Below are 15,133 nucleotides of genomic sequence, written 5' to 3' on the forward strand. Positions count from 1 at the left end.
GCCGCAGAAAAGGAAAGCGGGTGCGGTCGGTGAAGGCCGCACGCCGCTCGCTCCCGGTCCCTTCCGCCCACGGACGGCGACAAACGTGGGGGAGGGGGTTTGGGTGGAGCGGAGCTCCCCCAAAGGAACGGGAGCGAAGCGACCACGACTAGCACAGCTAGCACAGCTCGAACGTCAGGACGCGGTAGTTCAGCAGGCCGTTGAGCAGGCACCACTGCAGCGCGTCGCCGCCGGAGAGCATCATCCAGTACTCGCCCGACAGGGGCAGCGGACGGCCGGCGGCGACGAGCGCGGCGATGAACCGGTCGCGCGGGCGGCGCAGCTCCAAATGCGGGGTGAGGTCCACGTCGGCGACCAGTTCGAGGCCGTGCCCGGCCGCGGCCGCGCGGACCTGCTCGACGGTCAGCAGCGAGCCGACCCGCCAGCCGTCGCGGAACTCGGCCAGCCGCCGGGCCTCGCGCGGCGGCGCGTCCGGGGCCCGCGGGGTGAGGAAGTCGTCGCAGACGAGCAGCCGGCCGCCGGGGCGCAGCACGCGGGCCGCCTCGCGGAAGTAGCCGGCCGCGTCGGGGCTGTGCAGGAACGCCTCGATCGAGAACACGACGTCGGCGGTCGCGTGCAGGTCCGCCGGTACGTCCAGATAGTTGCCCTCCCGGCAGCGCACCCGGTCGGCGAGCGCCGCCCCGGCCAGCAGCCGCGTCGCCCCCTCGGCCTGCCTCGGGCTGATCGTGAGCCCCTCGCCCCGGATCGGCGCGCGCAGCGCCAGGTACATCAGGCTGGCCCCCAGCCCGCACCCGAGGTCCACGACCCGCGGCTCCGGCTCGCCCTCGGGCAGCGCGGCCAGGATGAGCTCGTCGACGTGGTGGAACGACTCGGCCCGGCTGGTCACGCCCGGCGCCCAGACAGCGCGGTGGATCGACGCGCCGCCCTGTCCGAGCCGGTCGAACGCGGCCGTGTTCTGGTCGTAGTAGCGGCGGACGGCCTCGGCGTGGGCGGCGATCGTAGCGGTCACACCTCTATGTACTGCCAAAACGCCGGATCGGTTCAACGGATTCGCTGCGTTACGCTGATCGGCGATGAAACAGGGCACTGAAACAACGGCGGAGCAGCGCGTCACGATCCGGGACGTCGCCGCCCAGACCGGCCTGTCGATCGCGACCGTGTCGCGGGTCCTCAACGGCCGGGCCAACGTCGCCCCCGACACCCGCGACCGGGTCCTGCAGGCGATGGGCGGCCTGGGCCGGCGGGCCCCGCGCCGCCGCGGCGCCGGGGTGCCCAAGGCGGACCTGGGCGTCTACGTGCGCTGCCCGTACGTGCTCACCGACTACTTCGGGCTGATCGTCTCGGCGATCACCGAGGCCCTCGACGTGCACGGCATGCACGCGGTCGTCGACGCGGGGGAGTCGGCCTGGCGGCGCACCGGCGTGCTGGCGACGCTCACCGGCTGGCCGCAGGTCACCGGCGCGATCCTGATCCTTCCGCCGGAGCCCGAGGCCGAGCTCGAGCGGCTGCGCGACCGCGGGTTCCCGTTCGTGGTGGTCGACCCGCGCAACGCCCCGCCGCGCAACATCGCGGCCGTGTCGGCGGCCAACTTCGCCGGGGCCCGGCGGCTCATGGCGCACCTGGTCGAGCTCGGGCACCGCCGCGTCGGCGTGCTCGGCGGCCCGCTCGACTGGATGGCGATGAGCGACCGCCTGGCCGGCTTCCACGCGCCGCTGGTCGCCGTGGGCGCGTACCCGGAGCCGGACCTGCTGCGCACCTCGACCGACCCGACCGTGGAGGCCGGCCGGGCGCTGGCGGGTGAGCTGCTCGACCGGCCCGACCGCCCGACCGCCCTGGTCTGTTTCAACGACAAGATGGCCGTGGGCGCCCTGCAGGCCGCGGTGTCGCGGGGCCTGCGGGTGCCGGATGACCTCTCGATCGCCGGCTTCGACGACATCGACGTGAGCCGGGCGACGCACCCGCAGCTGACCACGGTCCGCCAGCCGGTGGGCGAGATGGGCCGCATGGCGGTGTCGCTGCTGAGCCGCATGCTGACCGGTCACGAGCTCGACGCGCTGCACGTCGAGCTGGCCACCGAGCTGGTCGTCCGGGGGTCGACGGGGCCGGCTTGACGTGTGTTACAGAAAATACTTCGGTCAAGAGTCGAAAAAAGTGACAGCGATTCATTGACATGCCTCGGCCCGGGGCGGTTTCCTGGCGGTACCCCCACCACCCCGCCAGTGGAACAGGACACCCGATGCACGCACCCAGACGAGTGCGCCGTTCGATGCTGCTCGCGATCGCGGTCACCGCCGCGACCGTGGCCGGCGTCGGAGCCGTCGCCATGACCACCGCCTCCGCCGCGAGTACCGGCCAGATCACCAGCTCCGCCAACGGCAAGTGCCTCGACGTCACCGACGGCTCCACCGCTGACGGCAACCAGCCGCAGATGTGGACCTGCTACGCCGGCAGCGCCAACCAGGCCTGGACGTTCGCCGACAACGGCTCCGTGCAGGGCCTCGGCAAGTGCCTCGACGTCGTCAGCGGGGCCACCACCGACGGCGCCGTCGTGCACCTGTGGACGTGCTACGACTCGGTCGCCAGCCAGAAGTGGACCCTCAACGCGAGCCACGACCTGATCAACACCAAGTCCGGCAAGTGCCTGGACATCAAGGACAACAACCTCGCCGACGGGGCCAAGCTGCAGATCTGGACCTGCGGCGGCGGCGCCAACCAGAAGTGGAACTTCTCCGGCGCCACCACCCAGCCGACCGCGACGGCCACCGGCGTGCCCAACAACCCGAACAACCCCGACCTCGGCCCGAACGTCACGGTCTTCGACCCGTCGATGTCGCAGGCGAGCATCCAGAGCAAGCTCACGAGCGTCTTCAACGGCCAGGTGAGCAACCAGTTCGGCAGCCAGCGCTACGCGCTGCTGTTCAAGCCGGGCACCTACAACGTCGACGCCAACGTCGGCTTCTACACCCAGGTCGCCGGGCTCGGCCTCACCCCGGACGCGGTCGTCATCAACGGCGCCGTGCACGCCGAGGCCGACTGGTGGCCGGACGGCAGCCAGAACGCGACCCAGAACTTCTGGCGCTCGGCCGAGAACCTCTCCGTCACCCCGACCGGCGGCCTGGACCGCTGGGCGGTGTCGCAGGCGGCCCCGTACCGCCGCATGCACGTGCGCGGCAACCTCGCCCTCTCCGACGGCGGCTGGTCGTCGGGCGGGTTCATCGCCGACAGCAAGATCGACGGGCAGATCCAGTCGGGCACGCAGCAGCAGTGGCTGACCCGCAACTCGGCGATGGGCAGTTGGAACGGCTCCAACTGGAACCAGGTCTTCGTCGGCGACACCGGCGCGCCCGCCAACAGCTTCCCCAGCCCGCCGTACACCACCGTCGGCACCGCCCCGGTCGTGCGCGAGAAGCCGTTCCTGTACGTCGACGCGGCCGGCGCCTACCAGGTGTTCGTGCCCGCGCTGCGCACCAACGCGTCCGGCACCAGCTGGGCGAACGGCAACCCGGCCGGGAGCAGCCTGCCCATCGGCCAGTTCCAGGTCATCAAGCCCGGCGACACCGCCGCGACGATGAACGCGGCCCTGAGCGCGGGCAAGAACCTGCTCGTCACCCCGGGCGTGTACCACCTCAGCGAGACCCTGAACGTGACCCGCGCCGACACGGTGATCCTCGGCCTCGGCCTGGCCACCCTCGTGCCCGACGGCGGGATCACCGCGCTGAAGACCGCGGACGTCGACGGCGTCAAGCTCGCCGGCCTGCTCTTCGACGCGGGTACCACCAACTCGCCCGTCCTCGCCGAGATCGGCCCGTCCGGCTCCACCGCGAGCCACGCCTCCGACCCGACGAGCCTGTCCGACGTGTTCTTCCGCATCGGCGGTGCCGGCGTCGGCAAGGCCACCGTGAGCCTGCGGATCAACAGCAACGACGTGATCGGCGACCACTCGTGGATCTGGCGCGCCGACCACGGCTCCGGCGTCGGCTGGACCACGAACACCGCCCAGAACGGGCTGGTCGTCAACGGCAACAACGTGACGTTCTACGGGCTGTTCGTCGAGCACTACCAGCAGTACCAGACGATTTGGAACGGCAACAACGGCCGCACGTACTTCTACCAGAACGAGATGCCGTACGACGCGCCGAACCAGGCCGCCTACATGAACGGCTCCATGCAGGGCTGGGCCGCGTACAAGGTCGCCGACTCGGTCACCACGCACGAGGCGTGGGGCCTGGGCAGCTACTGCTACTTCAACGTCAACTCGAGCGTCGTCAACGCGCACGCGTTCGAGGTGCCGGCCAAGTCGGGCGTGAGGTTCCACGACATGGTCACCGTGTCGCTGGGCGGCACCGGCACCATCTCGCACGTCATCAACAACACCGGCGCGGCCGTCAACAGCGGTCACCAGGTCGAGTACCTGGTCAGCGGACCGTAAGGAGCCTTGGGCAATGCGACGCATCAGTACCGTCACCTCGACCGCCCTGCTGTCCATCATGGTCGGCGCGGCACCGGCCACGGCGGCGCCGGAGCATCACCGCGGTGAGGTCGTCACCGGCACCTACTCGACCGGCGCGGCGGCGGCGTGGAAGGCGCTGCCGGCGGTCACGGTCGGCGACGGGTCCACTGTGGACGCCGACGCGACAGTGGTGGTCGATCCGAGCCAGATCCGGCAGCGGTACAGCGGAATCGGCTTCTCCCTCGACGAGACAAGCGTCTCGAACCTGTGGAAGCTCACCCCGCAGCAGCGCGAGGACGCCGTCCGGCTCCTCGCCGACCCGCGCACCGGTGCCGGGCTCAACCGCTTCCGGCTCACCATCGGCAGCCCCGACCTCATCGAGCACCTGCCGTTCTGGTCCGAGGACGACCTGCCGGCCGGCGTGGCCGACGACTTCGGGCTCAAGTACTTCTCGATCCAGCGCGACATCGACCTGCACATCGTGGACACCGTCAAGCTCATCCAGAAGTACAACCCGCGCGCCACGTTCTTCGCCTCCGCCTGGAGCGCGCCCGCGTGGATGAAGACCAACGACAAGTTCCTCGGCGAGGTGGCCCTGAAGCCGGGCAGCAGCACCGACTACTACCAGGTCGGCAAGCTGCGCGACGACTGCATCGACGTCTTCGCCCGCTACTACGCGAAGTACGTGGAGGCGTACGCCCGCCACGGCATCCGCGTCGACGCGCTCACCCTGCTCAACGAGCCCGGCATGGACGTGGTGTACCCGGCCATGGACATCAGCGTCGAGCAGCAGCAGAAGCTGTCCGTGGCGATGCAGCGGTACCTGCCGCGGGACGTGGACGTGTACATCCACGACTTCAACTTCTGGGACTGGAAGGACCCGAACAGCACCGAGACCAAGAACTACTACCGCGTCCTGAACGACCCGGCCGCGCGCCGGGCCGCGGACGCGATCGCCTTCCACCCGTACTGGGGCGACCCGGCGGTCATGCGCGACGCCTACGAGCAGACCGGCAAGCCGGTGCACCTGACCGAGACCAGCGACCTGTCGCCGGCCACGATCCTGAGCTACTTCCGGCTCGACGCCAGCTCGTACGTCATGTGGGCCCAGGCGACCGACCAGGACGGCGGCACCCTGCACTGGACCCCGCTGCGCGACAACAACGTGGACTGGGACCAGATCGCGGCGACCACGAAGTGGCCCGACCGGCTGGTGAAGGTCGACACCACGACACGCACGTTCACGGTCCGCGACGAGCTCTACGCCATGGGGCAGTTCGCGAAGTACCTCACCCCGCGGCACACCCGCGTCGAGTCCAGCGCCACGGCGGGCGGGGTCGGCAACGTGGTGTACCGCGACGGCGACGACTTCGTCGCGGTCGTCGGCAACGCCAACGCCACGGCCAAGAAGGTCCGCGTCGTGCTCGCCGGCAAGCAGTTCGTCGAGACCGTGCCCGCGGGCGCCTACGCGACGTTCCGCTGGCACGCCGAGCTGCCCTCGCCGCACGGCAACCACGCCCCGGTGCTGGCCGCGGTGTCGGACGTGGTCGCGGACCAGTACACGACGACCACCTTCCGGCTCAAGGCCACCGACCGCGACCGGGACGCCCTGGCGTACTACGCGGTCGACCTGCCCGACGGCGTGACCGTGGACGCCGCGACCGGCGTCGTGAGCCTGCACCCGACGACGGCGGGCGCCCTGGACCTGAAGTTCCGGGTGACCGACGGCGTCGCGAGCTCCGCGGTTGCGGTGCACGTGACGGTGGCCCCGCACGGGGCGCCGATCGGGGAGAAGGTCGAGGCGGAGGCGTACGTCGCCGAGCACGGCTGGACCGACGGCGGCGCGAACTTCGTGGAGAACAACCCGTCCGCGAGCGGCGGGAAGAACGTCGGGTGGACGGCGGCCGGCAACTGGCTGCAGTACCGCCTGGCGGTGGCCCAGGCCGGAACCTACGACCTGGAGCTGCGGGTCGCCAACGGCACCGGCGCGCCCGCGAACGGCGCGATCACCTTCCGCGACGCCGGTGGCCAGGTCCTGTCGACGGTGTCGGTCCCGGACACCGGCGGCTGGGCGAGCTACCAGTCCGTCCACGCGACGGTGACCGTGCCGGCGGGCGACCAGCTCGTCACGGTCTACTGCGAGACCGGCGGCTTCAACCTGGACTACCTCCGGTTGAGCTGACCTGATGCGCGGCCCCTCCGCGCCCGGCGCTAGAGTCGCACCGGGCGCGGGGGGTCGTGCTCGCTGGAAGGACCCGAACGGATGGCCGCCGTAGTTCAGGCTGACCCCTTCACCGCCGCCACCACCCGCCTGCGTCCCGTCGTCGCCGCGGTCGTCGTGGCGATCACCCTCGCGGCGCTCGGCGCCGGCTTCGGGGCCGTGCTCGGCTGGCTCGGCGCGCCCGACCTGCCCGACGACGCCGCCGCGATCGCCATCGTCGCGCCCGCCGTGCCGGTCGCCGCGGACGGGACCGCCGCGAACGTCGTCGTCGCCGGGCGGCTGGTCGAGCTGTTCGGCTACGAGCACCCCGACGGGCCGTGGACGTGGCTCGTCGGCGACTCCGACTACATCGGCGGGGCCGTCTGGCTCACCACGCCGGGCGGCGACGACCCGGCCACCACGGTGCGCACCATCGGCGACACGCTCGCCGCCGAGGGCTGGCGGGTGACGGCCGGCGGCGACGTCAGCGCGCGCAAGGGGGCGTGGACGCTCGGCGTCTACGAGTGGTCGGACGGTTCGGTCGTGCTCGCGCTCGGCCGCGCCCGGCCCGGGCGGGTGGTGCCGCTGGCGCTGCTCGGGTACGTCGCCGGGCTGGCGGCCGGGTGGCTCGGCGGGCGGCGGTTCGCGGGCGGGCCGACGCCGGCCCGGGTCGCGGGCTGGGCGGGCGTCGCGCTGCTGCTGCCCGGGACCGCCCTGACCACCGTCGCCCTGATCCCGCCGCAGCCGGACGCGCTGTGGGGGTCCTACATGCTCCTGGGCATCCGCGCGCTGTCGACCGCCGGGATCGCCCTGCTGGCCGGCGCGGTCGCCCTCGCGGCCGCGACGCGGGTGCGGCGCAAGGTCAGGCGGGCGTGGGGCCGCCCGTGACACACGGCGTCGCTGGTCAGGCGGCGCCGCTCGTTACTCGCGCCACCTCGCGCAGTACCGCTCCCGCGCCGTCCTCCTTGGCCAGGGCGGCGGCCAGCGCCTGGGCCCGCTCGCGGTAGCGGGGGTCGGTCGTCGCCGCCCTCAGGGCCTCGGCCAGGCGTTCGGCGCGCAGCTTGCGCATCGGGACCGGGCCCGGCGTGACACCGAGGCGGTCCAGGCGCTTCGCCCAGAACGGCTGGTCGACCATGACCGGGATCGGAACCTGCGGCACCCCGGCGCGCAGGGCCGCCGCCGACGTGCCCGCCCCGGCGTGGTGCACGACCGCCGCCATCCGCGGGAACAGCCACTCGTGCGGCACCTCCCCGACGGCGAGGACGTCCTCCGCGTCAGCGGTCAGGCCCGCCCAGCCCGCGCTCACGATCGCGCGCACGCCCGCCGTGCGCGCCGCGGTCACCAGCAGGGCCGAGAGCGCGTCGCGGTCGCGGACCGGCATGCTGCCGAAGCCGATGTACACCGGCGGCGGGCCCGCGGCCAGGAACCGCTCGAGCTCCGGGGCGGGCGCGAAGTCCGGCTCGGGGGCCGGGTGGAGGTAGCCGACGGGGCGGTACCAGGCCGGCCAGTCCGGCGGGGCCGGGACGACGAGAGGGCTGTAGCCGTACAGGATCGGCCATTGCCTTTGTTCGGTCGCCTTGAGCCAGGCCGCCGGGCTCGCCGCGGGCAGGCCCAGCTCGGTGCGCAGCTCGGCGACCACGGAGCGGAAGGGTCGCTGGCCGGCGGTGAGCAGCAGGCGAGCCGCGCGGTAGTTGGCCCAGCCGCCCAGGGACCGGGCGGTCAGCGCCGCGGGCGGGAACTCGCGCGTCGGGGTCAGCGGCTGCAGGTACACGCCGATGCTGGGAATCCCGAGCCCCTCCGCGATCACGGCGGCGAACCAGCTGGGCGGGGTCACGAGCAGCACGTCGGCCGCGCGCGCGGCCTCCAGCATCGCCTCGGCCAGCGGGCGGGCGTTCTCGGCGATCATCTGGTTCACGGCGATGGTCATGCGCGTGAGACCCCGGTCGGCGAAGCGGGTCTGCAGCTGCTCCTGGGCGTCCATCGGCAGCAGGTGGAACCCGAGGCCGTGCCGGCGGATCAGGGGCTCGAAGACGGCGTGGGAGGCGATGGTGACCTCGTGGCCCGCCTCCCGCAGCCGCACGCCGAGCCCGGTGAAAGGGGCGACGTCGCCTCGGCTGCCGATTGCCATGATCGCGACGCGGGCCATCACACCATCATCGTCGCTCGGTCAAGAACCGGCGCTCGTGGTAGACGAGGCGGCCGTCCGGGCCGCCGGTCACGACGCTCGTCACCTCGGCGACCACGACCGTCGAGGCGCCGACCGGCACCCGGTGCAGCGGCACGCAGCGCAGCACCGCCTGGGCGTCGCGCAGCGCCGGCTCGCCGGTCGGCAGCGTGGTCCAGCCCTGCTCCGGGGTGAACCGCGGGCCGCCCGGGCGGGCGAAGTCGTGCGCGAGGCCGGCGTGCGCGGCGCCGAGGAGGTTGACGACCAGGCTCCGCGCGCCCGCGATGACCAGCGCCGAGGGGGAGTCCATCACCGAGAACGACAGGGCGGGCGGGGCCAGGGACACCGACGCGACGCTGGACGCGGTCAGCCCCACCGGGCCGTCCGGGCCGGCCACGGAGATGATCGCGACGCCGGTCGGGTAGCCCCGGAACGCGGCCTTGAACCCGGCCACCACGTCACTGCTCACCGGCACCACGGTAGAACCTCAACCGTGCTTGAGGTCAAGAGCGACTACCATCCCTGGCTCATGAGCGAACCGATCCTGCCCGGGTTCCACCCCGATCCGTCGGTCTGCCGGGCCGGCGAGGAGTACTTCCTGGTCAACTCGTCGTTCGAGTACCTGCCCGGGGTACCGATCTCGGCGAGCCGCGACCTGGTGCACTGGCGGCGCCTCGGGCACGTGCTCGACCGGCCGGACCAGCTGCGGCTCGTCTCGAGCACGGGCAGCGGCGGGATCTTCGCGCCGACCCTGCGGTACCACGGCGGGCGTTTCTGGATGGTCACGACCGACATCGCGCGCGCCTCCGAGGGGCACATCATCGTGTGGGCCGAGGACCCCGCGGGGCCGTGGAGCACCCCGGTGGTCACCCGCGGCGCCGCCGGCATCGACCCCGACCTGGCCTGGGACGAGCGCGGGGACTGCCACCTGACGTGGTCGGCCGGCGGCGAGCGGCCCATCCGGCAGGCGCGGGTGGACCCGGAGACGGGCGCGCTGCTCTCCGCGCCGGTCGCCCTGTGGCCGGGGACGGGGCTCGCCTACCCGGAGGGCCCGCACCTGTACCGCCGCGGCGACTGGTGGTACCTCCTGCTTGCCGAGGGCGGGACCGAGCGCGGCCACGCGGTCACGGTCGCGCGCTCGCGGAGCATCTCCGGCCCGTTCGAGCCGGGCCCGGCCAACCCGATCCTGAGCCACCGCAGCACGACCGACCCGGTGCAGAGCACGGGCCACGCGGATCTCGTCGAGACCTTCGAGGGCGACTGGGCGATGGTGTACCTCGCCGTGCGCCCCCACGGCGCCCCGCCCGGCTGGCACGTCAACGGCCGCGAGACCTTCCTCGCCGGGGTGCGCTGGGAGGACGACTGGCCGGTGGTGGACGAGGGGCGCTATGCGGTGCCCCGCGCCGACACGGCCTTCGCCGACGACTTCGCGGCGCTGGACCCGCGCTGGGTCTCGCCCGGCTGCTACCCGGCGCAGTTCGCGGCGGCCGGCCCCCCGCAGGGCCTGGTGCTGGCGGGCGCCGACGGCGAGGCGGGGCTGCTGGCGACCCGCGCCGTGGACCGCTTCTGGCTCGCGAGCGCCGAGCTGACGCTGGGCGCGGGCCGGCTGGTGCTGCGCCTGGACGAGCGCCACCGGGCGCACGTCGAGCTCGTCGACGGCATGTTCGTGGCCGCCGCGACGGTGGGCCCGTTCACCCAGGAGCTGGCCCGCGTCCCGGCCGCCTCCGCCGTCCCGGCGATCCGGGTCGGCCCGCACCCGGTCGCGAACGGCCCGGCCGCCGGCCCCGACCAGGTGGAGCTCGGCTACGTGGACGCCGGCGGGTTCGTCGCGCTCGCCGGGCTCGACGGGCGCTACCTGGCCACCGAGGTCGCGGGCGGCTTCACCGGCCGCGTGGTGGGCGTGGAGCAGGTCGCGCGGGCGAGCGCGGTGCGGCGCTTCGATTACACCCCGATCAGTCCGGCGTGAAGAGCCCCTGCAGCCCGACGATGATGGCGACGATGCCGAAGACCGCGAGGAGCAGAGCCCGTCCGGTCGGCCCGTCGGCCGCCGGCGACGGCTGGTCCGGACCCCGGCGGCCGGTGAGGCGGTCCCACAGCAGCGCGAGCCCGACGCCGATGCCGACGATCTCGAAGTGGAACACGCGCGGCCCGGCGAGCAGGTGCATGAGCAGGTAGGCGACGCCCACGGCGAGCGCGACGATGCCGACGATCCAGCCGAACGGCGCGGCCCGCTCCGCGAAGCGCGCGAGGTCGTCGCCGACCCGGGGGAGCCGGCGCAGCAACACGATCGCGAGCAGGAAGCCGCCGGCGATGTTGGCCAGGTCGAGCAGCAGCGCCAGAATCACGTCGGCATGCTAACCGCAGATCGCCGGCACCCGCGAAACGGCTGAAATTTACAGCCCTCGACGATGGCGTTCGGCATGGACGGCAAGGTGCACATCGACGCCCTCGACGCCTGAGCCGGCGGTATGGTGCTGCGATGGAACGCATCGCGCTCGTCACCGGGGCGTCGTCGGGCATCGGGAGGGCGACCGCGGCCGCGCTGGCGGCGCGGGGCTATCGGGTGCTCGGCACCAGCCGCGACCCCTCGGCGCAGCGGGCCGACGGCGTCGAGTTCCTCCGGCTCGACCTCGGCGACGACGCGTCGATCGAGGCCCTCGCGGCCGCCGCCGGGCCCGTCGACGTGCTCGTCAACAACGCCGGGGAGAGCCAGTCCGGGCCGTTCGAGGAGCTGCCCGGCGACGCGCTGCGGCGGCTGTTCCAGGTAAACGTGCTCGGCCAGGTCCGCCTCGCCCAGCTGCTGCTGCCCGGCATGCGTGCGCGGCGGTGGGGGCGGGTCGTGATGGTCGGGTCGATGCTCGCCTCGTTCCCGCTGGCGTACCGCTCGTCGTACGTCGCCTCGAAGGCGGCGCTGAAGGGCTTCAGCGACGGGGCGCGGCACGAGTACAGCCCGTTCGGCGTCTGGCTCACCACCGTCGAGCCCGGCTCGATCAGCACCGGGATCAGCGAGCGGCGCACGAAGTACATCGCCGAGGATTCGCCGTTCCGCGCGGACTTCGAGCGGATGCTGGCCGCGCTCGACCGCAACGAGAAGTCCGGCGTCTCGGCCGAGCGGGTCGCCGCGACAATCGTGAAGGCGGTCGAGGCGGCCCGGCCGCGGGCGCACTACGCGGTCGGCAGCAACGCGGCGCTGGTCTTCCCGCTGCGCCGGCTGCTGCCGGCCGGGCTGGTGGCGAAGGCGACGCACCGCCGGCACGACCTGCGCCGCTAGCTTTCGGCAAGGCTCAGGTGGCGCGGCCGGGGCGCAGCCACTACGGAGCGTGCGGGCGGGCCGGTATGGACCTGGCTGCACGACCGGGGTGGGTCCAGGCCTACTCCTGGTCGCGCGTCGTCTGTCAGGATGGGCCGCGTGCCGATGGCGACGAGAGTTCGACGGATGGTGACGGCCGGTGGCGTCGCGGTGACGCTGGCGCTGGCAGGCTGCTCGGGCGACGACGCGCCGGACCCGCGCGGCGCGACCTACACGACCGCGATGCTGCAGGCCGGCGTGCTGGAGCCGGCCGACATCGGCACGGCGTGGAAGCGGCCGGCGCAGACGCCGCCGACGACGAGCGTGACGCCGCTGTGCCCGGGGGTCGCGAAACGGCCGCCGGTGCCCGGCTCGCCCACCGGCGCGGTCGCCGCGTCGATGGCCGACGAGGGCGAGAAGGGCGCGCAGGCGTTCGACCAGCTCGGCCTCGTGTACAAGGACGCGGCCGCGATGGAGGCCGCGTTCACGTCGCTGCAGGACGCGATGGAGGCCTGCCCGCCGAGCGCGTCCCGCTCGGCCGCGCCGCGCGACGACACCAGCGAGGCCGGCTACACCGAGACCGCCGCCATCGACCCACTGGAGTCCGGCGGGTGGAAGGGTTTCGTGACCGTGCGGCACAAGGTGTACGAGCCGACGTACCCGGGCTCGGCCGACGTCGCCGTCGCGGTGGTCGGCCAGGGCAACGCGATAGTCGTGGCCAGTTACGCGGTGTACTGGGTCGGGTCACACAGCGCGGGCCCGGAGTTCGACGCCGACTGGCGCCGCGTCGTCGGCACCGTGCTGAGCCGGGTCGATGCCAAACGCCCCAGCCAGCGCTGAAAATATCTTGGGCGGGCTTTGAACTCTCCGGGCCGCCGCTACGAACAACCCGGTGTGAAGTACACGCAGGCTGAGTCGCGGCGGCGCCCGGGGTGGGCCGTCCGCGCCGCCGTCGCCGGCGCCGGCGCCGTGGCCCTCCTCGGGATCGCCGCCCCCGCCGCGGCCGACGTGTCCGTCACCCCGACCGAGGCCGCGCAGGGCGGCGCCGCCGACCTGACGTTCCGGATCACGAACGACAGCCCGTCGGCTTCGGTCACCGCGATCGACCTGCAGCTGCCCGCGGACGCGCCGATCGCCGAGGTGTACCCGCTGTCCGTGGACGACTGGGCGCCCTCCATGACGAACGTGAAGGTCGACAAGCCGCTGCCGTCGCTGCACGGGTACCAGATCACCGAGGTCACGACGGCGGTGAAGTGGATCGCGATGCCGGACAAGGCCCTGGCGCCCGGCAGGACGACCGAGCTGTACCTGTCGATCGGCCCGCTGCCGGCCGTGGACAAGCTGTTCTTCGGCCTGGTGCTCACGAACTCCGACGGCACCCAGGTGTCCCGCACGGCCCAGGCCGGCGGCCCGGTGCTCGCGCTGAAGCCCGGCGGCCAGGCGGAGCACGCGGGCGCGCACGGCGGCGCGACCGCGGACGCGGCCGACACCGCCGATACGAACGCCGCCGCCGGCGCGCCGTCGGGCGGCCCCTCGTACCTGATGTGGAGCCTCGCCGCGCTGCTGCTGATCGCCGTGATCTGTGTCGTCAGCGTGATATTGCAACAACGGCGCACCCCGGCCCCCGAAAAGCCGGCCGAGGACTCTGTCGAAGACCCGGAAATGGTCTCGACCTCCTGAATTCAGCGCAATGGTTGAGGGGCTTCGGCCTGCCCAAATGCGCTAACTTAGGAACCTTTTTAGAGTTGCTTACTTTCTGCTTGCCCGGTTGACGATGGTCAATCAGCAATTCTAGGTTGAACTCGAATTAAAAGACGAAGGATTGCCCCCAGAGAGGTTCCGTCATGCAGCGAAGGAGCTTTTACGGCGACGAGCCGGATGGCCCGGCTCGCCCGGCCGAGGACGACGAGCGGCCCGCGAAGGCCCGTGGCAAGCGGGCGGTCACCGTCATCGCCGCCGTGATCGCCTTCGTAGCGGGCCTCACGGTGACCCAGATCTCCCAGGCCGCCACGCGGCGGCCGGGCCAGAACACCGGGCCGCGGGCGTGCCCGACCGCCACCGCGAAGGGCCCCGCGACCGGGGCCGCCGGCGGCTCGAGCAAGGCGACCCCGAAGCCGTCGGCCACCTCGAAGCCGCCCGCGAGCGCGGCCGCCGCCGAGGGCGCCGACCCGGCCGCGGGCAACGTTCCGAAGGCCGACCAGACCGCCGGCGACGTCAACGGTGGCACGCAGAACGGCCACCAGGTGACCAACCACGTCGGGGACGGCCAGGTGCAGGGCCGGCCGCGGTGGCGCCGCGTCAACCCGAACTGCCCGACCCCGGCCGCGACCACCGCGACGGGTGGCACCGGCGCCACGGGCGGCACCGGTGGCAATGGCGGGACCGGCGGCGCGACCGCCAACCCCACCGTCGGCAGCAGCACCGGTACGACCCTGGACACGCTGGGCAACGACTGCAGCGACAGCCGGCTCCAGCCGCACATCGGCTTCCAGGACGCGCCGCGCTGCGTGAGCACCGCGTTCGGCGAGGTCAGCAGCCAGGACAAGAACCCGACGCTGCTCATCACCGGCGCGCCGCAGCGGGTCCGGGTCGGCCAGGCGTTCACGCTCCAGGTGAGCACCCGCAACCTCGTCCGCGACCGGTTCCTCGGCGCGGCGGCGGGCGGCTACTACCTCGAGAGCGCGTTCCTCACCGCCGACGGGCTGACCCGCGGCCACTTCCACACCGCGTGCCGCATGCTCGCCACCACGCGCAGCGCCCCGGACCCGACCGTGGCCCCGGCGTTCTTCGTGGCCACCGAGGACAAGGCGGGCAGTTCCCAGCCCGACGTCGTCACCATCAACGTGACCGGCATGCCCACCACCGGTACCGCCCAGTGCGCCTCCTGGGCCGGTGACGGCTCGCACCGGATCCCGATGATGCAGAAGGCCAACGAGATCCCGGCCTTCGACTCGGTCCGGATCACCGTGACCAACTAGCAACACCCCCCTGAACGCGGGCGACGGATGGCAGGGAACGCTGCCGTCCGTC

Annotated in this window: 13 protein-coding genes; 9 read left to right on the plus strand and 4 right to left on the minus strand. The window is 72.9% G+C overall.

The genetic code is table 11. From position 1 onward, the window contains the following. Positions 1–157 precede the first annotated feature (157 nt). Positions 158–1,009, minus strand: a complete 852-nt coding sequence (locus AB0B76_RS13250) for a methyltransferase domain-containing protein (RefSeq protein WP_360374167.1) — start codon at positions 1,007–1,009, stop codon at positions 158–160. A 64-nt stretch (positions 1,010–1,073) separates the two neighbouring features. Here AB0B76_RS13250 and AB0B76_RS13255 point away from each other — a divergent pair, with 64 nt between their 5' ends. The 4 genes from AB0B76_RS13255 to AB0B76_RS13270 all read left to right on the plus strand — a co-directional run bounded on the left by AB0B76_RS13255 (position 1,074) and on the right by AB0B76_RS13270 (position 7,538). Continuing rightward, positions 1,074–2,111 (plus strand): LacI family DNA-binding transcriptional regulator, encoded by a 1,038-nt coding sequence (locus AB0B76_RS13255; RefSeq protein WP_360374169.1) that lies wholly within the window; start codon positions 1,074–1,076, stop codon positions 2,109–2,111. A gap of 155 nt (positions 2,112–2,266) precedes the next feature. Then, positions 2,267–4,429 carry an RICIN domain-containing protein gene (locus AB0B76_RS13260; RefSeq protein ID WP_360374171.1) on the plus strand — a complete coding sequence of 721 codons (2,163 nt, stop codon included), beginning with the start codon at positions 2,267–2,269 and terminating at the stop codon, positions 4,427–4,429. A 13-nt stretch (positions 4,430–4,442) separates the two neighbouring features. Then, positions 4,443–6,632, plus strand: coding sequence for a carbohydrate-binding protein (locus tag AB0B76_RS13265; protein ID WP_360374173.1), 2,190 nt, complete (start codon positions 4,443–4,445; stop codon positions 6,630–6,632). A gap of 81 nt (positions 6,633–6,713) precedes the next feature. Continuing rightward, positions 6,714–7,538, plus strand: coding sequence for a hypothetical protein (locus tag AB0B76_RS13270; RefSeq protein WP_360374175.1), 825 nt, complete (start codon positions 6,714–6,716; stop codon positions 7,536–7,538). A gap of 16 nt (positions 7,539–7,554) precedes the next feature. Here the strand turns inward: AB0B76_RS13270 and AB0B76_RS13275 are convergent, their stop codons facing one another. Both AB0B76_RS13275 and AB0B76_RS13280 read right to left on the minus strand, forming a co-directional pair. After that, positions 7,555–8,796, minus strand: coding sequence for a glycosyltransferase (locus tag AB0B76_RS13275; RefSeq protein ID WP_360374177.1), 1,242 nt, complete (start codon positions 8,794–8,796; stop codon positions 7,555–7,557). 7 nt (positions 8,797–8,803) lie between these two features. Next, positions 8,804–9,283 carry a flavin reductase family protein gene (locus AB0B76_RS13280; RefSeq protein WP_360374179.1) on the minus strand — a complete coding sequence of 160 codons (480 nt, stop codon included), beginning with the start codon at positions 9,281–9,283 and terminating at the stop codon, positions 8,804–8,806. Between the two features lie 60 nt (positions 9,284–9,343). On the opposite strand from AB0B76_RS13280, the gene AB0B76_RS13285 reads away from it, so the two are divergent. Beyond that, positions 9,344–10,780: a glycoside hydrolase family 43 protein gene (locus AB0B76_RS13285; protein ID WP_360374181.1), complete on the plus strand. Its 1,437-nt coding sequence runs from the start codon at positions 9,344–9,346 to the stop codon at positions 10,778–10,780. Here AB0B76_RS13285 and AB0B76_RS13290 read toward each other — a convergent pair. Beyond that, a complete protein-coding gene (locus tag AB0B76_RS13290) occupies positions 10,767–11,159 on the minus strand; it encodes a hypothetical protein (RefSeq protein WP_360374183.1) in 393 nt (130 codons plus the stop codon). The two genes, AB0B76_RS13285 and AB0B76_RS13290, sit on opposite strands and share 14 nt — an antisense overlap. Positions 11,160–11,293: 134 nt before the next feature. Here AB0B76_RS13290 and AB0B76_RS13295 point away from each other — a divergent pair, with 134 nt between their 5' ends. The 4 genes from AB0B76_RS13295 (at position 11,294) to AB0B76_RS13310 (ending at position 15,081) form a co-directional block, all read left to right on the plus strand. Then, a complete protein-coding gene (locus AB0B76_RS13295) occupies positions 11,294–12,085 on the plus strand; it encodes an SDR family oxidoreductase (RefSeq protein WP_360374185.1) in 792 nt (263 codons plus the stop codon). Positions 12,086–12,250: 165 nt separating this feature from the next. Further along, positions 12,251–12,943 carry a hypothetical protein gene (locus AB0B76_RS13300; RefSeq protein WP_360374187.1) on the plus strand — a complete coding sequence of 231 codons (693 nt, stop codon included), beginning with the start codon at positions 12,251–12,253 and terminating at the stop codon, positions 12,941–12,943. A gap of 54 nt (positions 12,944–12,997) precedes the next feature. Continuing rightward, the gene (locus AB0B76_RS13305; RefSeq protein ID WP_360374189.1) at positions 12,998–13,783 is read left to right on the plus strand and encodes a DUF1775 domain-containing protein; all 786 of its coding nucleotides are present in this window, start codon (positions 12,998–13,000) and stop codon (positions 13,781–13,783) included. Positions 13,784–13,947: 164 nt separating this feature from the next. Further along, positions 13,948–15,081, plus strand: coding sequence for a Pecanex-like protein 1 (locus tag AB0B76_RS13310; protein ID WP_360374191.1), 1,134 nt, complete (start codon positions 13,948–13,950; stop codon positions 15,079–15,081). Positions 15,082–15,133: the final 52 nt, after the last annotated feature.

It is taken from the genome of Dactylosporangium sp. NPDC049140 (assembly GCF_040648435.1).